The 20,720-nt window shown below is 55.2% G+C and carries 13 protein-coding genes; 9 read left to right on the forward strand and 4 right to left on the reverse strand.

The features are described from left to right. Positions 1-4: 4 nt before the first annotated feature. The 7 genes from IE099_RS16020 (at position 5) to IE099_RS16050 (ending at position 13,669) form a co-directional block, all read left to right on the forward strand. The gene (locus tag IE099_RS16020; RefSeq protein ID WP_189572043.1) at positions 5-2,779 is read left to right on the forward strand and encodes a glycoside hydrolase family 20 zincin-like fold domain-containing protein; all 2,775 of its coding nucleotides are present in this window, start codon (positions 5-7) and stop codon (positions 2,777-2,779) included. 162 nt (positions 2,780-2,941) lie between these two features. After that, a complete protein-coding gene (locus tag IE099_RS16025) occupies positions 2,942-3,661 on the forward strand; it encodes a PEP-CTERM sorting domain-containing protein (protein ID WP_189572046.1) in 720 nt (239 codons plus the stop codon). A gap of 206 nt (positions 3,662-3,867) precedes the next feature. Continuing rightward, entirely contained in the window at positions 3,868-7,125 is a 3,258-nt protein-coding gene (locus IE099_RS16030) for a family 20 glycosylhydrolase (protein WP_189572049.1), read from the forward strand. Between the two features lie 84 nt (positions 7,126-7,209). Next, positions 7,210-8,004 carry a glucosamine-6-phosphate deaminase gene (nagB, locus tag IE099_RS16035; RefSeq protein WP_189572052.1) on the forward strand — a complete coding sequence of 265 codons (795 nt, stop codon included), beginning with the start codon at positions 7,210-7,212 and terminating at the stop codon, positions 8,002-8,004. Positions 8,005-8,006: 2 nt separating this feature from the next. After that, positions 8,007-9,407, forward strand: a complete 1,401-nt coding sequence (locus tag IE099_RS16040) for an ROK family protein (protein ID WP_189572055.1) — start codon at positions 8,007-8,009, stop codon at positions 9,405-9,407. A 108-nt stretch (positions 9,408-9,515) separates the two neighbouring features. After that, positions 9,516-11,363, forward strand: coding sequence for a sodium:solute symporter family protein (locus IE099_RS16045; protein ID WP_189572058.1), 1,848 nt, complete (start codon positions 9,516-9,518; stop codon positions 11,361-11,363). A 38-nt stretch (positions 11,364-11,401) separates the two neighbouring features. Continuing rightward, entirely contained in the window at positions 11,402-13,669 is a 2,268-nt protein-coding gene (locus tag IE099_RS16050) for an alpha-N-acetylglucosaminidase (protein ID WP_189572060.1), read from the forward strand. A gap of 3 nt (positions 13,670-13,672) precedes the next feature. Here the strand turns inward: IE099_RS16050 and IE099_RS20870 are convergent, their stop codons facing one another. Then, entirely contained in the window at positions 13,673-14,959 is a 1,287-nt protein-coding gene (locus IE099_RS20870; protein ID WP_345778128.1) for a fatty acid desaturase, read from the reverse strand. Positions 14,960-15,159: 200 nt separating this feature from the next. On the opposite strand from IE099_RS20870, the gene IE099_RS16060 reads away from it, so the two are divergent. Then, positions 15,160-16,077 (forward strand): AraC family transcriptional regulator, encoded by a 918-nt coding sequence (locus tag IE099_RS16060; RefSeq protein ID WP_189572062.1) that lies wholly within the window; start codon positions 15,160-15,162, stop codon positions 16,075-16,077. On the opposite strand, the gene IE099_RS16065 is transcribed toward IE099_RS16060, so the two are convergent. The 3 genes from IE099_RS16065 to IE099_RS16075 form a co-directional block, all read right to left on the reverse strand. Next, positions 16,070-16,921, reverse strand: coding sequence for a protein phosphatase 2C domain-containing protein (locus IE099_RS16065; RefSeq protein WP_189572063.1), 852 nt, complete (start codon positions 16,919-16,921; stop codon positions 16,070-16,072). The genes IE099_RS16060 and IE099_RS16065 overlap by 8 nt on opposite strands. A gap of 61 nt (positions 16,922-16,982) precedes the next feature. Next, complete coding sequence (locus IE099_RS16070; RefSeq protein ID WP_189572065.1) at positions 16,983-18,917, reverse strand: family 20 glycosylhydrolase; 1,935 nt, start codon at positions 18,915-18,917, stop codon at positions 16,983-16,985. Next, positions 18,914-19,696, reverse strand: coding sequence for a glutamine amidotransferase (locus tag IE099_RS16075; RefSeq protein ID WP_189572067.1), 783 nt, complete (start codon positions 19,694-19,696; stop codon positions 18,914-18,916). Before IE099_RS16075 ends, IE099_RS16070 begins: the two co-directional genes overlap by 4 nt. Positions 19,697-19,852: 156 nt before the next feature. Between IE099_RS16075 and IE099_RS16080 the strand changes: the two genes are divergently transcribed. Further along, positions 19,853-20,671 carry a helix-turn-helix transcriptional regulator gene (locus tag IE099_RS16080; RefSeq protein ID WP_189572069.1) on the forward strand — a complete coding sequence of 273 codons (819 nt, stop codon included), beginning with the start codon at positions 19,853-19,855 and terminating at the stop codon, positions 20,669-20,671. Positions 20,672-20,720: the final 49 nt, after the last annotated feature.

Here is a 20,720-nt window from a genome sequence, read left to right on the forward strand (position 1 = left end):
CACTATGAAAACACTCGTTTGCCTGCTATCGACTTGTTTGTTGGTTGGGTTGCTGCCCGCCGGGGAGCTGCCGGCGCTCATTCCGAGTCCCAAGAAGCTGGAGCTGATGGAAGGGGAAGTCGTGCTTAATCGCTCGAGTCGAATCCTTTATTCGCAAGAAAATGCAAAAGTGGTTGCCGAGGTGTTGGCGGAGGACTTCGAGCGCCTATTTGACTATTCGTTGGAGGCCCGGCTTCTCGGGTCGGCTCGGGCAAGAGAGGGGGACATCGTGCTGCAATTGTCGAGTGAGCCCAAATTTGCAGCCGAAGAGTATCAACTGCATGCAAAGACAGGAGTGACGGTCTCTTCGTCGGATTTGGCGGGACTCTATGCGGGTACCGCAACTCTGCTTCAGACCTTTCAGAAAGAGGGAGACAAGGTGGCGATGTCCGCGTTGAAGATTCGAGATCAGCCCTCCCGCGCGTTTCGCGGACATATGTTCGACATGAAGAACCAGTGGCACTCCATCGCGGACTGCAAGCAGTTTGTCGACATGTGCCGCTTCTATAAAATCAATTTTTTGAGTCTTCATGCCGGTGAAGACCAATGGGTTGGGGCGGTGAGCACCCAGTTGAGCCGGCTTTCGCCCGAAGAGCGAGTGAAGCATCGACTCTATTCCAAAGAGGAGATGGACGAACTGATCTCTTATGCGAGCCGGAGGGGAGTTTACCTCTTTCCACACAATGAATGCACACCGGGCTTTCAGCACATGAAGAACGCGATAGCCAAGGACTACGTGCCAGGCGATCGTTATGCGGGCTTTCCTGATGAATTGGACGGCAAGGGAGCATATACGACCTTTTCCGGGAAAGCGGAGAAGCGTTGGCTGGAGTTGATCGAGATCGCAATCGGCAAGGCCATTGACCAGTTTGCCGCAGGGTATCCGGATGGGATCTTGCCTTACTTCCACGTCGGGCCCGTTTTGGGCGAAGGCGGGATGGCCCCGAGTTTGGCAGTGCAGATTTTGGACATCATTCAGCGCAAGAGCCCCGGGACCAAAATGATGTTCTGGAATGGGGTGAATGCCAAGGAGCCCCATCTCTATCCCCGGCGGAAGGATTGCGTGATCGCCTACTACGACGACGAGTTCGGAGCTAGTGACATGGAGAGCTATCTCCGGGAGGGGTGGCCCCTCGTCAATGCCGCTTGGAGCCCGCTGTATGTCGTGGGTAGTCGCTTGGCGCGTCCGGTGGAACGAATCTATCAGGACTGGAATCTGGGGCGACAAGGCTCCGATGGGATTCCGGGTGGCTATGGAGCGGTGCGATGGGAAAAAGTGTCGGAGCCGGAGTTGGAAAAGGGGATTCTAGGAGGGATGTTGTGCACCTGGGAGACGCCGCAGAAGGTTCACTTGGAACGTGTGCGCATCAGGGTTCCGGTGATGAACGAGCGGATCTGGAATCATGGACCATGGCCGGATCCGGAGAGTGATTTTCCAAATTTTGAAAGGAGATTGCAGAAAAAAAACGTGCAGCTTTCGCGCTATCTTCAGCAGGGGGGAGAGGTGCCGGCGGCCCCGATTCATGTCGCAGCCTCGGAGGGGACTGCGAAGGGCAAGGTTCGCTTGGAATGGCGAAGCGGTGGAGGGCACGCGCCCTTGGGCTATCGTGTGTTCCGCGGTCGAAGCGATGACCCCCACGAGGCCCGCCAAGTTGGCGCCGACTTGGCGGTGACGGTGGAAAGCTTTGAGGACACTTCGGTGGCACTGAATTCGGATTACAACTACTGGGTGGTCGCATTCAATGAGGCGGGAGTTTCGGAAGCCAGCGAACGGGTGCGGGGGGCCGCCGGAACGGGAATTGCCAATCTGATGAGTTACGAGCCCTTTGAATATTCAGAGTTGGAGGGTCTCTTTGCGAAAGGAGCGGGAGAGGGGTGGCCGGGTCCTTGGGAGAAGCCTAATGAACCGGGGGTGGTGACTTTCGAGCAAGAAGGGTTGGAGTATCCAGGTTTAGAGACAGCGGGTGGTTCGCTTCGCTTCCGTCCTAAGGAAGAGAAGAAGGGAGTTCATCTGAAGCGCTCGTTGAAGGGGCAGGTGGGACTGGATGATGCCACGATGTGGATGAGTTACTTGGTCAAGCCCAACAAGCTGGCGGTGGGGGACTTCTTCGTCGTGCCGGGAGAGATCGCGGGTGCAATTGGCAAGGTCTGGGGAGAGCAGTTCTCCATCTACATGGACAAGTCCGCAGTGAGAATGAAGGAGGGGGAGACCTATCTGGTGGTTGCAAAGTTTGAGTTTGGGCAAGGAGACAAGGTGACCTTGTGGGTGAACCCTTCCCTCGATAAGGAGCCTGGCGAAGAAGGGGCCGCTCTGCAAACGATGGCCGAGATTGGGAACGAGAATTTTGTGCAAGTGCAGAATCAAGGTTATGGCCTGGGGGACTACCAATTCGACGAACTGCGGATTGGGACCTCATGGCGAAGAGTGGGTGGTTGGGGCAGTCGGAGCGACAAGCAGGCCCCAGCCCCCAATCCCATGACTTGGATTGGTCCACCCAGCCTTATGGAGGACGGATCGGTCTTCATGATGAGCGTCACCGCTGAGGATGAGAGCGGGGTGGAGTATTATTTCGAGTGTGTGAAAGGGGGCGGCCCTGACAGTGGTTGGCAGGAGAGTTCGAGCTATTCCCTGAAGAGTCTTCCAACAGGGACCTATTCCTACCGGGTGAAATCCCGGGATATGTCTGCTGGAGACAACGAGACGGATTGGTCTTTCGCTGGTGAAGTCGTGGTTCCATAGGGTGCGCCTTAGGCCGGGCAACGGGGAGTTGTACTTTTGTTGAACACCGGCAAGATCAGCTCTTTCCCCTTGAGAAAGAGAGAATAAGGCAACAAATCTGCTACTGCCAATGGGGGAGCATCGTTCGGATGAGCCCGCGAATAAATACACGAGACTAATAAGATGAAGTTCGATAAATTAACACGAGGAGTTATTGGCTCCAGCGCCTTGTTTTTGGCGGTTTCCAGCAATGCTGCAGTGGTGGCTTTTGTTGATTTGCAGCAGACCGAAGCAGGAGACCTCTTGGCTGCGCAAGCTGGGGCTGACGTTCACTTGGCAACTAATGCTGGTGATGCCTTCTACGCTTTCACTTCCGGGGGCTTGGATTTCAATGTTTCTGCTGGTGGAGGTGGAATCATTGTTGGGCGAGGAGCCAACAATGGACGGACCAACACGTTGCCCTCCCTGAGTCAGCCCGACCTCTACGCCGACATGTGGGTTGGTCGCAACGGGAATGGGACGGTTATCCTCAGCATCGTTGGATTTTTGGCGGGAGATGAAGTCTCGATTACCCTCGGACACAACGAATCCCATATTCCTAATGCTGGCTTCGACCAAGGGCAGACCATTGCCGCCAGTTTGACCAGCGGAGGGACTTTGCTTGGACCCGTGACGGTTGGTGATGTCACCAACATCAATGGGACCGCCACAGCTGCGGACTCTGACTTGACTCCTTCTGTCATCAGTTTCACTTCCGATGGGACGACGGCGGAAATTCTTTTGACTGCCAACGGTTCGACTTTCGTTCCAATGAACGGTTTCACTGTAGACGTGATTCCCGAGCCTTCCTCGTTGGCTCTACTCGCTCTTGGCAGCATCGGTTTCCTTCGGCGTCGACGGTAGTTTGCTCGTTCTTCAGAATGCTTTGTTCGAGGCCAGCCCGTAGAGGCTGGCCTTCATTTTTTACTGCCGCTCCAATTGGTGAAAAGTGGGCAGAAATTCCGATTTGCATAGGAAGAAGTCCATTCGTTGGACAACTTCGTTTTTGATGTCTTCGGCGATATTATACTCTAGTGTTTTTGAGGTCCGAAGAGAGCCGATCAATATCTATGAAGTTACAGTTCAGTCCCCTTACCGTGTTTGCCTTGGCGAGCAGTTTGTTCACTAGTGCTCGCTCGGAATTGGTGGCAGCCTACGACTTCGAAGGAGGCTCCTTGTCGGATATCTCTGGAAACGGCAGGTTGGCCTCTGTGGTTGGCGGGATCATGGCGGGACCGGAGAGCGAGCCTGAAAGAGGGGCGGTCTTTAATCTAACAGGAGGCTCGGGATCAGAAAGTAACCCGGGAACTTACCTTGAGCTTCCAGTGGCTGGGACGCAGACGGGTTCCTGGTCATTGGCGATGTGGATTCGGGATGGAGAGGCCAAGAACAGCTACCTTTTCGACAATCGCGACGTGGTTGGTGGTGGAGGGGGCGCTGCCAGACTGATCTTTTCCACCGAGCACAATGCGCCTTCGGGAGGAATTGGTCTTTTCAACGGATCTTGGGCCGGAGCGAGTACCCCGATTCGTGATGGCGAGTGGCATCACGTGGTTTGGGCGTATGAAGGTGAAGGGCAGGTTTTGACTTTGTTTACCGATGGGGTGGGGGTCGCCGGTTCCTATGCGGCGGCTGATCTCTTGACGTCGTCCGTGCGACTGGGGAATCGCTCCGGGGATGGCGCTCCCGGGGTCCAGAATGGTCGCTTGGTTGACGATGTGTATCTCTATAATCATGCGCTCTCGGAGACTGAGGTGAGCGCGCTCATTGCCGCGACGGGGCCTAGCCCCGAAGTGGAGCAACCATTTCAGATCACCACTATCCTCGCTGATCCGGAAACTGGAACGGTCGACCTCACGTGGAACTCGCGAAACCTCGGTTCGGAATTTGATGTTTTGGCAACGGGCGATCTTGAGCAAGAGATCGGTCAATGGGAGGTTGAGGCGGAGCTCATTTCCAATGCCGGAGACACCACCAGTACTCAACTGACCGGAGTGACAGAGGAAAAGCGGTTCTTTGTGGTGAGGGAGACTCCCCCTCCGACCTCGGACGGCACGGCCCTGATTCCTTTCCCGTCTTCTCTTGAGGTGTCTGACGAAGAGCCATTCCGATTTTCCTCTTCTTCACGCATTCTCTTTGAGACTCGAACGGCGCCCCGGTCGATGGAGACCACTCTGGCGCCGTTGGCTGAAGTCTTGGCAGGAGAGTTTGAAATTCTAACAGGAGACTTGCCGGACGTGATTGAGCTGGGTGCGGCAGGGACCGTGCAGGCTAGTGATATCGTTCTTCGCTTTGATGCTCTCGCGAATCCTTTTCCAGTCAGCGAAGCGGAAGAGGTGCAAAGCTACACCTTAGCTTCTGGTGCCAATGGGGTAGAGGTGAGGGCCAGCTACTATAAAGGAGTGGCCTACGGGACAGCCACGCTTTTGCAATCTCTCGGCGAGGATGAGGACGGCTTTTATGTTCGGGCGATGGCGGTCGAGGATGAGGCGGATGCCGGCTATCGCGCAATTATGTTGGATGTCGCGCGTCAAGTGCACTCGATTGAGGTGATCAAAGATGTCGTCCGCGTGGCCCGGCTTTTCAAGATTCGCTACATTCAGCTCCACCTCACTGACGACCAGAATTTCACCTTTCCGTTTCCAGCCGTCACGGACGGTCTAACAGGAAACTTTACCTATACCAAAGAGCAATTGGATGATCTGGTTGCCTATGCGGATGCGAGAGGGGTGACCCTGATTCCGGAGATGGATTTGCCCGGTCATTCTTCCAAGCTGAAGCAGTCAGGCTATCTCAATCCGAGCAGCAGTGATGGTGATGTCGCGGCTCCGGCGAATTTCTCGAAAATTCAAGCCATCATGGACGAGATGTTAGATGTGTTTGCGAGCTCACCCTACTTCCACATAGGAGGAGATGAGTCGGCGGCGGGGAGTGCGCTTGAACCCTTTCTGGCGGCGATGAACGAGCATTTGCGTGATGACCCTCCGGGAGGAAAGCGGCGCATGTTGGTGTGGGAAGGCTTTGGGGGAGCTCCGGTAGATGAGCTGCCGGCCACTGGGGACGACCGCATCATCGTGATGTCGTGGGAGTCGAGCTATAACGCCCCTTGGAATCTTTTGGAGGCAGGATACGAGATTATCAACGCGTCGTGGAAGCCGATGTATGTGGTGGGAGGCGGAACTCTTTTCCATCCGGGATCGACTGGCGGCAAAAAGTTTTTCTCTGAGGACATCCATCGTTGGAACAAGGATATCTTCATGCACTGGGAGCCAGGTCGCCCGGTCTTCGAGGACCTGGGACCGCAGGATGCCGACCGCACGGATCATGAGTGGGATTCCACGGTCTTGGGGCGTGAAGATCAGATTCTGGGAGGGCAGTTGCTCTTCTGGGAGCAGGAGGAAAAATCGGTCGTCAATCAGTTGCTACCGAGAATTTCCGCGACCGCAGAGCGACTTTGGAACCCCACGCTGGATGACGACTTTGCGACTCTGAGTGCGCGGACCGAGAGCGTGATGGTGCGCTTGTTGCCCATCATTCAACCAGTGGAGATCCTGCCTGCCGAACCAGCGGACTCCTACCCCATCACGGATATCTATCAGCCATACGAAGGCTCCCAGGTGCAGGTCACCCTTCGGAATCGGACGCGGATTCCGGGCACGATTCGGTATGAGATTGGTAGCTTCTCGAACAATCTAACAGGACCCTACTTTCCCGCGCCAAGTGCGCCGGGGACTGGGAGCACTGCTTACTCGGGACCGTTCCAGCGGGGTGGTGGCTTCTCTGTAAGAGCGCGATTGTTCCGTCAGGACGATGGTTCGCTTGTGGGTGGTGATAGCTTCACCTTCTTCAACAATTGGCCGAACCGCGTGAAGGTCACCGACTATGATATCGGCGAGCTGGGTGGTAGTCAGGTTCCTGATATGACCTCGTTCTCAGTCGATGATGTGCTGAGAGAGTATGAGCTACCTATGCTGCGGGGAGCCTTCCGCAATGTGGAATTGGTGGGCCAGCTCCAGGAGACCATGCTCACTCCTCCGGGCTCGGGTGATTATGTTCTCTCCGCCAAAACCCAGAGTGGACATGCGAGTGTTTACCTGGACCTCAATCGCAATGGAATCTGGGAGGCCAATGAGAAGCTGATTAGCGATACCCCCAATTCTGAGGTGGAGCAGACCGCTTCAGCCGTCACCTTGGAAGCGGGAACCAGTTATCCCCTGAGGGTGGATCACAAAACAGGAATTCCGCGGCCGGTGCTGGTGGTCTACCTCAATGGTCCAGGCACGGGAGGGCGGGTTGAGATCAGTCCCTATCTATCACTTCCGAACTAGTCGATGGGTGTAAAAGGGGAGCGGGATGGGCCCTCTCCCCACCGAATCAGCAAAGAGAAACCGAATCAGAATCTGAAAAATATTATGTCTAATCTTTCGATGGAACAATGGGGCGAGCCAATTGGGCCTGAAGTGATGGTTCACTCGACATCCCAACAAGCAGTTGAGCAACTAGCGGGGGAGATTGCGGCGGGAATCCGGAAGCGGACCCGGCAAGGGGGACGCTATGTCTTGGGCTTGGCTACGGGGTCGACTCCTATCCCGCTTTATGAGGAGTTGGTTCGACTCCATCGGGAAGAAGGTTTGAGCTTCGAAAAAGTCACCACCTTCAATTTGGATGAGTATTACGGCCTCTCTCCCGAGAGCGAGCAGAGCTATCACCATTTCATGCAGAAGCACCTCTTTTCGAAAGTCGATATCGCTCCCGAGCGCATCCATATTCCAGACGGAATGGTTCCGCGAAATGAGGTGGAGCGCTATTGTGCCGAATACGAGGAGGCCATTACGCAGGCTGGGGGAATCGATCTACAGATTCTGGGAATCGGGCGAACGGGCCATATCGGTTTCAACGAGCCGCCTTCCGACGACTCGACCCGAACTCGCCTGGTAACTTTGGATCCTGTGACCAGGCAAGATGCGGCCAGTGACTTTGGGGGGCTTGACTTTGTTCCCAAGGAAGCAATCACGATGGGGATCGCCACCATTCTGGAGGCCCGGACGGCGGTTCTGCTGGCTTGGGGGGAACGGAAGCAGGAAATTGTGAGCCGCTCCTTGGCAAGTAGTCCCAGTAGCTCCATTCCGGCGAGTTTTCTCAATCTACACCAAGATGCGGCCTATCTGCTTGATGAGGCTGCCGCTCCTGAATTCCAACCAGCTTGACGATGAACACTCTTTCCCAATTGCACTTTCGCTTGCGACATCAGCCGGAACTGGACGCTGACTTTCAGCCCGCCTCGCTATGGACTCAGGCCTACTATGACCTTGCTTCGGAACTCGGGGAGCGTCCGGTGGAGATCTGCCTCTTGCGCCCCGATGGCACCGGGAGCGTCCATCGGGATGTTTTGCTTCCGGCGGTGGAGGAATATGCGGAATGGAACCGTTTGCATCTGGAGAGAACAATCAAGTTCCTGCTGTGGAGCCGCGGGGGAAGCCGGATCTATCTGATCGGGGCCTCCGAGTTGATTCCGTTTCTGAGCCAGGCCTATTCTCCTAGTGGTGAACGAGCTTTCGACTATCAATTCGTCGATCGTCTCTTCGGCGACGGTCTGACTATTCAAGAGGGGTATATCGAACCAGTCGGTGGACCCAAAGGTGAGGATTCAAGCGATGATTCCAAGCTGAAGGGATGTCGCATCGGGTTCGACCTGGGAGGATCCGACCGGAAGTGTGCGGCGGTGATCGACGGGGAGGTTGTTTACTCCGAGGAAGTCCCTTGGGACCCTTATTTCGAAGCTGATCCGAGCTATCACTACGAAGGAATCATGGACAGCCTGAAGCTTGCTGCCGTTCATTTGCCGAGGGTCGATGCCATTGGTGGATCCGCCGCAGGGGTCTATGTCGACAACCGGGTGAAGGTCGCTTCACTTTTCCGGGGAGTTCCTGCGCCTGTCTTCGAGAGGCGGGTTGAGAACATGTTTTTGGAGATAGCTCGTGAGTGGGGAGATGTTCCTTTTCGGGTGGTGAATGATGGAGATGTTTCCGCGATGGCGGGAGCGATGTCGTTGGGAGACGGAGGCGTTCTTGGCCTCGCGATGGGAACTAGCACGGCAGTGGGTTACGTGGATCTGGACCGACGCATCAACGGCTGGTTGTCCGAACTTGCATTTGTCCCCATCGACTATTCTCCTGACGCTCCTGCGGACGAGTGGTCGGGGGACCAGGGCTGCGCGGTGCAGTACCTGAGCCAGCAAGGGGTCTCTCGCTTGATACCCAAGTCCCGTCTGAAAATTGATCCGGTGATGGGCAAACCCGAGCAGTTGGTCGAGGTGCAAAACGCGATGAAGGCTGGAGATGAGCGGGCGGCTCGAATCTATCGCACCCTCGGCTCCTACCTCGGGTATGCGATTCCACAGTTCGCCCGCTTCTACGAGATGAGACATTTGCAATTGCTTGGAAGGGTCTTGAGCGGAGAGGGAGGCTGCCTGTTGATGGAGCAGGCCCAAAAAGTTTTGCGAGATGAGTTTCCTGACCTCGCAGAGAAAGTCATATTGAGCACCCCCGACGAGAAGACCAAGCGCCACGGACAAGCAATCGCGGCCGCGAGCTTGCCGGAGATTCGATGAACGTCAATTCCATGCGGGGATGAGTGCTCCTCCATCTCGCATGCTCCTTCAAGACTCGGGAGATGGTTGTCCCGAGAGAGAACCTTTCAATCTTAAGCCACTTTATTCATGAACTTACAAACTATCGACTGGGTCATCATCGCGGTCTTCTTCGTCATTGTCATCGGCATTGGCTATGTTGCTTCGCGGACGGCGGGAAAGAGCACGCAGGAATTTTTTCTAGGGGGACGTCACATGCCGTGGTGGCTGTTAGGGATCTCGATGGTGGCCTGCACCTTCTCGGCAGACACCCCCAACCTGGTCACCGGGATGGTGAGGGAAAATGGAGTGGCAAAGAACTGGGCCTGGTGGGCCTTCCTGATTACCGGAATGGTCACCGTCTTCATCTATGCCAAGTTGTGGCGACGGTCCGAGGTGATGACTGACCTGGAGTATTATGAGCTCCGTTATCACGGGAAGGCTGCGGCCTTTCTTCGCGGCTTCCGTTCGCTGTTCCTTGGCCTGTTTTTCAACCTGCTCATCATGGCCACCGTCACCTTGGCCATCATCAAATATGGTCAGATTCTCTTCGGTATTGAGGCGTGGCAATGCGTCGTCTTCGGCTCCATCGGAGTAGTGATTTATGCGACTTTGGGAGGCTTGAAGGGCGTGATTTGGGCTGACTTCTTTCAGTATTCCATCGCTATGTTTGGAGCGATCTACGCGGCATATATTTCGATTCAGCAACCGGAGGTGCAAGCCATTGGCGGCTTGAGCGGACTGGTGGGTGCGGAATCTCCTATCGCCAGCAAGTTGGCGATTTTGCCCGACCCGGGTGATCTCTCCCTTCTGGTCTCCATGCTGATCATCCCTGTAGCGGTGCAGTGGTGGGCGGTGTGGTATCCCGGTGCCGAGCCCGGGGGCGGGGGATACATCGCGCAGCGTATGCTTTCGGCTAAAGACGAAAAGAATGCCATTGGGGCCACTCTCTTGTTTAACTTCATGCACTATGCCATTCGTCCTTGGCCATGGATTATTGTGGCTTTGGCTTCTCTGATTGTCTTCCCGGAATTGGATGATATCCGGCAGGCCTTTCCCGGGATTGACGAGGAATACCTCGCCCACGACGTGGCTTATCCCGCGATGATTTCCAAGTTAGGACCCGGGGTGCTGGGCATCGTGATTGCCTCGATCATTGCTGCCTACATGTCGACGATTGGCACCCACCTGAACTGGGGGTCATCTTACCTGGTCAACGATTTCTACAGCCGCTTTGTGAAAAAGGATGCGAGTCAGAAGCACCTTGTCGCGGTCGGTCGGGTTTCCACCGTGGTCCTGATGGTGGGAGCCGGTTTCTTCGCACTACAGCTCAAGAGCGCCACGCAAGCCTTTGACCTGCTGCTGCTTTCCGGGGCGGGAACAGGTTCGATCTATCTCTTGCGCTGGTTCTGGTGGCGGGTCAATGCCATCACCGAAATTGTTGCCATGATCAGCGCGATCGTCGTGGGCATCGTTCTCGTCTTTGTCGTGGACCCGGCGTCCTTGGCCTTGAGTCTGGGAGGGACGCCCGATGCGCCAACCCTGTCGCTCGACGGAAATACCGTGCGATTGCTGCTGGCGGTGCTGATCAATACCGTGGTGTGGGTGACTACAACCTTTCTCACCAAGCCTGAACCGCAGGAGACCCTCTTTTCCTTCTATCGAAAAACACGTCCGGGAGGTCCGGGGTGGGCCAAACTTCGCCAGCTAGCGGAGGGTGAAGGGGTGGATATCGAGGGAGAAAGCAAAGGCCAACGCTGGGAGTTGCCGTATGAAATCGCCTGCGTATTCATCGGCACCATTATGGTCTACGCCTGCCTCTTCAGTATCGGCAACTTCGTCTACGGGAACCTCCTCACCGGCGTGGCGCTCGGCTTGCTGGCGGTAGGCTCCTGCTACGGTCTCTTCCGGGTCTTTGCCAAAAGTCGCTCGCTGTAGTTTTTATCTCTTACCTTCTAAAAATTCCTTTTTTCTAAATGAACCAACCGTTATTCAAATATCGATTATTCGCTCTTCTCTGTGTCTTTATGTCCGCTGGCCTGTTCGTCAGGGCGGCTGAGGAGGATGCTCCCACTATCGCGCCGGCCACTGAGTTGTTCTCAAGAGTGTTGCCCGCTGAACGGGTGGACGAATTTGTTCTCGAGCTGATTCCGAGTCCGGATGGAAAGGACGTTTACGAGGTCGAATCACAAGACGGCAAGCTGGTAGTGCGGGGGAATACCGGGGTGGCCATTGCTTCCGGGCTGAACTGGTATCTCAAGGAGAAATGCAACAGCCAGGTCTCGATGAATCACAATCAGATCAGTCTGCCTAACCCCTTGCCGCTGGTTGAGAATAAGGTGCGGGTCGAGACCCCCTTCGAATATCGCTACCTCTTCAACTACTGCACTTATGGCTATTCCATGCCTTGGTGGGACTGGGAGAAGTGGGAAGAGATGATCGACTACATGGCCTTCATGGGCGTGAACATGCCCTTGGCTATGATTGGGCAAGAAGCGGTGTGGCAAGAGGTCTATCGCGAGTTGGGAATGACCGACGAGCAGTTGGACAAGTTCTTTGTCGGTCCAGCTCATCTGCCTTGGGGCTGGATGGGGAATATCGATGGCTTGGGTGGTCCTCTGCCGCAGGATTGGATCAGCCAGCGGGCGGAGTTGCAGAAGAAGATTCTCGCCCGGATGCGTTCTTTGGGGATGAAGCCCGTGCTGCAAGCGTTCACTGGTCATGTTCCGGTCGAGCTCAAGGAGATTTACCCCGAGGCTGAGATTACCCAGATTCACGATTGGGCGGGGATTCCTGGAACAATGTTTCTCAGTCCGACCGACCCGCTTTTCACGCGGATTGGCACGCTCTTTATTGAAAAGCAGACCGAGATGTTTGGCACCGACCATCTCTATGATGCCGACTGTTTCATCGAGGTCGATCCTCCTTCCAAGGACCCCGCTTACCTCTCGGAAGTGAGCAAGACTGTCTACGATTCTATGGTGGCCGCTGACCCTGAAGCGATTTGGGTTCTGCAGGGTTGGTTCTTCTTTTTCCGGAGTGAGTTTTGGCAGCCTGAGCAAGGGCGTGCCTTCGTCGGGGGAGTTCCCAAGGACAAAATCATCGTGCTCGATCTCTATGGGGAAAAGAACACCACTTGGGATAAGACGGAGTCATTCTTCGGCCAGCCATGGATCTGGAATGTGATCTGCAATCAGGATCAGAAGGTGAACATGTCGGGTCATCTCGCCAAGATGCAGACCAACTTCCAGACGGCCTATCAGTCGGAGATTGAAAAGAATCTTCGTGGGGTTGGGACGATTCCCGAAGGAGTCGGCTACAATCCCATCGTGCAGGACTTCATCTACGAACTGGCTTGGAACCAGTCCGAGAAGGACTTGGAGAAGTGGGTGAGCGACTATGGAAAGCGGCGCTATGGCACCGAGGACGAGCGGGCAGGGGAGACTTGGCAACGCTTGCTGAGCTCGGTCTATGGCAGGACCCGCACCGATTGGGGCCCGCTGATCACCACGCCGACGCTTCAGATTTTCGGGAAGCCCAAAGAGGATATCCGGCATGTTCGCAAGAATGTGAGAATCACCGAGGAGAATCCATTCGGGCAGGATTATGACGTCTACGAGTTGTATGAGGCGTCCCAGATTTTACTCTCGATGGCGGACGACCTGCAGGAAGTGGAGACCTATCGTTTCGACCTGACGAACGTTCATCGCGAACTCATCTACGGGTTGTCCTATCTGGTCATCGATGACCTCACCCAGGCCTATCTCTCGGGGGAACCAGCAAGATTGAAAGCGGCAGGCGACCAGCTGTTAGGTCTTCTCGATGACCTGGAAGCAGTCACGGGATCGCATGAGATGTTTCTTTTGGGCAAGTGGTTGGAGGACGCACAGTCCTGGGCCACTACGGAGGAAGAAAAGGCCTACTACAACTGGAATGCGCGCACCATTGTCTCAATCTGGCAGCCTTGGAAGAATGGTGGCTTGCGTGACTATGCGAGCAAGCAGTGGAACGGGATGTTCTCGGGGTATTACAAGCCACGTTGGGAGCTCTTGATTCAAATGCTGGAGAAAAACTTGGAAGAGGGCACCGACTTTGATGCCGGAGCTTTCAATCAGGCCGTGCGTGAGGTCGACTTTGCCTGGACCCATGCGCAGGACGAGTATCCGTCCAAGCCGACAACCGACCCCGTGGAGGAGGCTCGGCGGATCCAGAAAAAGTATCAGAAGTATTTCCTCAAGAAATAGAGGTTAGGATTCTGGAAGTTCCTCTTTCTCGGATAACTCTTCCATGTGGAATTGAGCCTTCCTCACTCCGCAGTCCGGGCAGCGCCAGTCGTCGGGGATATCCTCCCAAGCGGTGCCTGGTGCGATTCCTTCCTCTGGAAGCCCTTTTGATTCGTAATAAACAAAGCCGCAAACCCGGCATTGCCAACGTCTTCCGGAAGGCGCTTCGGCTTGCGCTTGTTCTGCCAGACGTTGTTCCGCTTGGTCGTGAATTTGTTTCAGTCGTGAGGATTGAGGCTCGTTCTCTTGATCCGGAGAGGGAAGCTCGGGGATGAACCGATAGTCGGGGTCGCGTCTGCGCCGATATTGGATGTAGGCGATCTCGATCCAAGCCTCCACCAGACCGCGGGGGCAGTGGGGGAGCTCGTGTTTGATCGCTCGATGAAGGCGGTGCAACCGGTAGCAGGGGACCGCGGCATACATGTGGTGCTCGATGTGCCAGTTCATATGCCAATAGAGAAAGCGCGTAACTGGATTGAGGTAGATTGTGCGGCAATTGAGGCGAAAGTCGTCGATGTTCTCGGTGAGACCGGCGTGCTGTGTGAAGTTGCAAAGGTAGAACAGCCATGCCCCGTAAGCTCCTGTGAAGGTGGTGAGAACTGGAATGATCCACAAGCCGCTGGCGATGGAAGCAACGAGGATGATGAGATGGAGGAGCAGAGCCATACGGGACCAGTTCACGACTTTCCGTTTGCGGTCCTCCGGTTTGTTCGGAACGATGACGGTCTCCCAGGGACCTCGGAAGATTCCGCAGCTGTGGCGGAAGAGAATCACGAAGTCGTGGTAGCAATGAACGTTGAGTAAGGCTGAGGTCAGGTATTTGGCTTTGGAGTGATAGACGGGTAAGGTGACCTCCAAATCATCCGGTGGATGGAGGGTGAATTTGTGGTGTTCGGCATGGCTGAACCAGAACATGTGAGGGTTCACCAGACCGATAAAGCCGAAGAGATTCGCAAAGAAGTCATTCAGCCAAGGCGTTCGAAAGACTGTACCGTGGACGAGCTCGTGAACCGCATTGATACAGAATGAGGTGACCGTGCCGTGGGCAAAGAGCGCGATGGCGAACAGCCACCAGTCCTTCTGAAGCCAAAAGTAGAAGCTGGTGATTCCAGTTAGTAAGAGGACCAGGAGGAAGCCCCCGGTCTGTAGTGCTCCCAAGAGATTGCTTCGCTCGTTCAGGCTGGCGAGCGTCTCGGGTGCGAGCGCGCTTCGTCGCCAGTTGATTTTGATATTCGGTTTGTCCAATTCCATTTCGGTTTTCTTGGTTCGTTGTCCCCTGGCCTTTGGTCGAGTAGGCCATGGGAGGGAAGAGCTTAGCTCGCTAACTCCGGATGAGTCGTTCGAATAGCCTTCAGATAGAAAAGTGAACGCCTGCGGGAAAGGTCTCCAAGTCGCCTTTTCCTGCTGGAATAGAATCAAGAGAGTCTTAGCATCAAGGCGAGAAGACCGTGATGAAATCCAGCGAACAAGTCGACGTCACCAATACGCCAGAGCGTCGGATTCTGGATTTGAGCCAGATTGGGATGCAGAGCGCTCTTTCGCTCGGGAGGTTTCACTACACTCGGGTGGCTCCGGGAATCAGGAAGCAGTGTCACGCCAACTGGTTGGTGCTGCAGTATGCGTTGCGGGGGAGTCACTCATATTACGTCGATGGCAAGAGTCTTGAGATTCGTGGCGGGCAGGGTCTCCGCATTCTCCCTGGTGAAGAGTATTCTTCTCGGTTTCAGAAGGAACAGAGAGGGGACCTCGTTTGGTTGATTCTCCAGGTGAACCCTCTTCCAGTTGGTGCTGATTTGGGGATGACTGAGACGGGGGTGAAAGACGTTTTTGCACGCCTTCTTGATGGAGAACTGCCTGCTGAATTCCTTTTTGGCGAAGATTTGAAAGCGTCCATCGAGGAAGTGTTCGGTGCTTGGGAGAGGAGAAGGGACCCGCTGATTCAGGAACTGATTCGGAACAGAATCGCTTCCGTCGTTCTCGCCTCCGCATTGTGTCTGGAAAATTTCGAAGCCGAAGAAATGGAGAGCCAGAACTCTGGACGAGTTGGGGAGGTGATGAGGTGGCTTGAGCAAAACATCGAGAAGGAGCTAACAGTGGAGGAGATGGCAAAGGTGGCCGGTCTGTCTGTTCCTCATTTTTTCCGTGAGTTCAAGCGTTTCACCGGGACCAGTCCCAATGACTTTCTTCTTCAGAAAAAGGTGGACCGGGCAGCGGTCCGGCTTGCGGAAAAACCACCTCCGACAGTGACCCAAATCGCGCACGAACTCGGCTTCTCCAGTTCGCAATATTTCTCAACCGTCTTTCGCCGCTATCGTGGAATGAGTCCGACTGAATGGAGAAGTGCCCGGTCACCTTCTTCTCCTAGCTGAGAGTTAGAAGGAGACCAGTGGCATCGTCGCTTGTTTTGATGCGGGGAGTGGTCGTGCAGTTTGGGTCCATTGACTCGAGATGGCGAACTTCTTCAAGAAGACGGGGAATGCCGTGAGTTCGAGCCCTATCAAAGAAGGAGTCGGGCTGGTATTTGTGGAAAAGGTCGCACAGCCGATAGAGTCCATCCGTGCAGAGGAGAATCTCGCAACCTTCTGGCTCGGGAATCGTGACCGAGACGAGTTGAGGCAGCCAATTCGTCGTTGGATCGGCGACCCAGAATCCTTTGGAGGAGTTGCGGTGACGCCTTTGTTGCAGCAAGGGCTCGCGCAGAGCCTCCAAATGAGTTTCTCGCGGAGCCTCCGGAGCTTGGTGCTGGAACTCGGAGAGAAGGGTGATTGTCTCAGCCTCGAATGCGGTGACTCGGTTGTCTCCGAAGAGTTGAACTGAGCCGTTGGGGGACTTTACCAGAATGGGACTGTCTCCGATGGAAGCAAGGTGGAGGCCATCCTCGGAATGGCAGATGATCGAAAAAGAGGCCGCTGGAAGGAGGTGGGGGGGAGTTCGGAGAAAATCCTCGATCTCGTTCTTCGCCCGAGAAATCGTCTCAGTAATCGCGATGCGGATCAGCTCATTGATATTGGGTTGGGTGATGGCGGCCTCTTTCAAAAAACGGTCAATGGTGCGGACGAACCACACCGCATCCGTGGGAGAGCTTGGGAAGAGCCGGCGGTCAGTGATTCCTGTCACTCCATCCATGATCCATGCGAAACGGCCTGAAACGCTGAACAGGTCTTCGTTGTGCTGGTTACCGGCAAGGGTGCCGCTGGAGAGAGCCTGGAACATAAGAAAGGGTTGCGAGCCATCCGTCTGGTGACGGATGGCTCATCCGATGGAAAAAGGGAACCTATTCGCCAAAGACCATCACCTCACAGAGTCGGGAGAAGCTGGGAAAGGTCAGATCCTGGCAGCCCTCGGTAGAGATGCGGATGTAGCGGGCGGTGACGTTGTCGCAGGGATGGGAGACCATGTTGCTTTCGCCCCGGCTTCCTTTTTCGGTCTCGCCGATGATTTTGTAGCTCTTGTTGTTTTTTGAATACTCGACCTTGTAGTGCTCCCAACTTTTCCCTACCGCAGCTTCGTAGACATCTACCTTGGTGAGGGTGCTCAACTTGCCTAGGTCAATTGTGATTTCGAGGGGCTCGGGCTTGGTGGGGAATCCGAGGAAGTGGTCGAAGCGTTCGGTGACCCCGTTGGTGAGACGTTGCGGCCCGTAGAAGGGTTGGCTTGCGCCTGCTGAGACAGTCACCGTTTTGCCGTGAGCAAGATTGCCGGGAGTGGGCTCGGCTTCACGGTCGGACCAGCCGCCAGTTGGTTCTCCAAGGGTGCGGGGACGCATCGTATCCAACAAGAGGCCAAGCTTCTGGTCCCGCTGCAGGAAGCTGTCGAAAGAGGTTTCGCCCCGGTCGTTCCAAGCACGCGCGGTTGCTGCGGTGAGCCTTTGCCGGCACAGGGGAATCACGTTTTCTTCGCGACCCTCCCACCAGGCGAGGCAGAAGCCTAACAGTTGGTCGCTCTTTTTAATTGTCACCGGGTTGCTGAAGGTGCCGATGGCGTGATTGACGTGCTTGAAGCGAGTGAAGTTGACTTCGTAACAGTCCTTGCTCGGCACGGCAGTGAACATGGTGCGAGGATAGTGGTCGACGACATAGAGAGGATCCCAAGTGGCGTTGATGACGCGGTAGCCTTCTTTGATCATCTGCGGAGCGGGCATCTCGATGCAGCGCCAGTTCATGTGGATGACCTCTTCATTGACCTTGTTCTTGCCTTTGCCCAAGCGAGGGCCTTCCCAGACGATGGTTTGACGACCGTTTTCCTTCAAAAACGCGTGCAGTCGGTTGACGAGATCGCGCTGCAGCTTTTCATCGACCCCGTAGGCCTCATCGCACCCAATGTGAATGAAAGGAGTCGCCTGGAAGACATCCATCATCTCTTTCAGAATAGTCGTGAGGCCCTCGTAGGCGGTATCCAGCGAGGCGAGGTCAGTTGGGGTCTTGCCAAAGACTTCGGGATACTTGCCCCGAAGAATTCCGGAGTGGCCCGGTGCTTCCAGCTCGGGAATGATGGTCACGCCCCGCGCCTGACTATAGGCTTCGATCTCATGCCAGTCGGCGAGCGTCCAGCCGGCATTCTTGCTCAGAAGTTCAGGGTAGGCTGTGGAGGGAAAGGAGAAGAGTTGGTCGTCGGTGAGGTGGAGATGGAGATACCGCGTCTTGGCCAGCCACATGCTGTCGATAATGCGCCGAAGGGTCTCGGGGGAGTGGGGATTGCGGCCCATGTCGACGAGAAATGCCCGGAAGTTGTAGTCAGGGCTATCTTTGATTGTGAGCTTGGGAACTTGCCAGGTGGAGTCCGGTGACTTCTCTAACAGCTGTAAAAAACTGACGCTGGCCCGGGCAATTCCGGTGGGGCTGCTGGCTGTTAATTTGATGTCCTGTCGGGTATCGATGAGATATTCCTCCTCATCCAGTTGGGCCGCTTGAACGAATTGAATGGACGAGCCATTCTCGCCCGTTCCCGGCGCAAAGGTCTCACCTGTGACCTTGGCGAGAGCCAGTTGCAAGGCTTCCGCCTGAGGGGCAAAGGCCTCCGGGTTGAGGATTGTAGTGGGGAGGGGGGTGGCTCCGCGCGAAGTCTTCATCTCGCGTGGAGTAGGCAGGACTTCGGGCGCTGCATGAGCTAGCGGAGGGGTGAAGAGCAGGGCGGTTAAAATCAGTTTCGGATAGAACTTCAGGTTCATAGAGTTGTTATTAAAGAGTTCGTTCAGAGTGAGCGCTTTCATTTCTGGAGGAGCCATTGCAGGGCGCATATCCAGAACTTCTCATACTCGCTCCAGTAGACAAAATTACATCCCCAATGCGGAGCGGGGTCAGAGGTGTAGGCCAGGACTCGTCCTTTTCCAAATTCTCCAACACAGATTGCAGGGTCGCCATCGGGCCATTGCAAGATAACGTCGCATCCCGCTCTCGGTTGGACAATATTGTATCCTAAAATGGGAGGGATTTTGGAGAAGTCCACTTGGGAAAAGATGTCATTGGGTAGAGCGGATTGTTCGAGGTGAAATCCTTCCGTCGATTCTCTAAGGTCCTCCACCGCAAGGCACTCGCAGGGAAGAATTTCCCGCAGGCGGGTTCTGCCCCAGCCTCCTTTGCCCATCTCGCCATTGAAGCTGAGCCAACCGCCCAGAAACATGAAGTGGGTTCCCGCATGGCAGGCCTCCACCGTGAGGCGAACTCGATCCGGAAAGGTGAGAGGCTCCTGTCCGAACTTGCTGCGGTCGAAAAATGAGGGGTCGAGTTGGAAGTTCTTAGCCTCCACATCAGAGAAAATAATGACGTCGTATTCAGCGAGAATTTTTTCCCACGCACCCGGCTTGTTGCGGTAGAAGTCCCAAGTGGGGATGCTATCGCATTGATGTTCGCCAGTGGATTCCAGCGCATTCTTGAGCCAGACTCCGTAGTTAAAGATTTCGGTTCCTTTCGCAGCGTAGTTAAAGGGGGTCTCGGCAAAGACTGGGCCAAGCATGACAGCCCAGTCGCCTACGTAATAGATTTTAGCCATGGTGATTTTGGTTGGAAGGTCCGTGAATTCCGACTCTTCGGCAGGGAGTGTGTCAGATGCTTTTCTTTCGTGCTGCGCTGATTGGTTGGTAAGATGTCGCAATTCTTGCCATAGTGGAATTCTGGTCCGAATTTCATGAAAGCCCCTTCCTCGCCAATGATGATTCCAATTGAAAGCATTCTGTTTGTGGATGAGATCGCAAGGGAGGAGCTTGGCCGCTTTCATTCCGCCAGCACGCCGCAGCATCTTCTTCATGTCACTTTGTCTGGCGAGGTGAGTCAGTTGGCAGGAGGGCAGGTCGAACGATTTCGGGAAGGAGATGTCACTTGGTATCATGAGGCGGAGCCGATTGAGGGCGAAATCCTGCGGGCTCCCTGGCGCTTCATTACGATTGGTTTCGTTGCACCCAGGCTGTCTCCACCTTCCTTGGACCGGCGTGTTCTCGCTGGCGGGGAAAGGGCTGTTTCACTCGCTTGCGAGCTCTTGGAAATTTGGCGGGACCCTGAGCGGGTTCCGATGGAAAGCTCGCTCCTGTGCACTGCCCGACTTGCCGAGCTACTGCTGGAGGTGACGTCGTTGGAGCGACTGCTGGTGCAGGAAGGCGATTTTCCTTTAGGCGGGGTTGCAAGATGGTGGCAGGTGGAGCGCGTGCTGCGGCAGCGTCTGGAGGCCCCGTTCAAATTGGAGGATATCGCAAATCTTGCCGGGCTCAGCCCTCGCACGGTGAATCGTGCCTGTCGGCAAGCGACCGGTTGTTCGCCAGTAAAGAGGCTGCGGATCTTGAGATTGAGTCACGCTCGAGGATTGCTGCAGCATACTGGGATCCCTGTGACAGAGATCGCATTTCGCATGGGTTACGCGCGAGTGCAGGAGTTTTCGCGCGACTTTAAAAAGCAGTATCAACAGAGTCCTACCGAGGCTCGCAGGGAAGCTCCAGATTATCAGCAGGTTTCCAAGCAGGGACCTCCTGCTTGAGACTGGCTGGGTTCGGAGTTGTTCTATCTTTGAACAACTGCAATCCGCT

The organism is Roseibacillus persicicus, assembly GCF_014651675.1.
GTDB lineage: Bacteria > Verrucomicrobiota > Verrucomicrobiia > Verrucomicrobiales > Akkermansiaceae > Roseibacillus > Roseibacillus persicicus.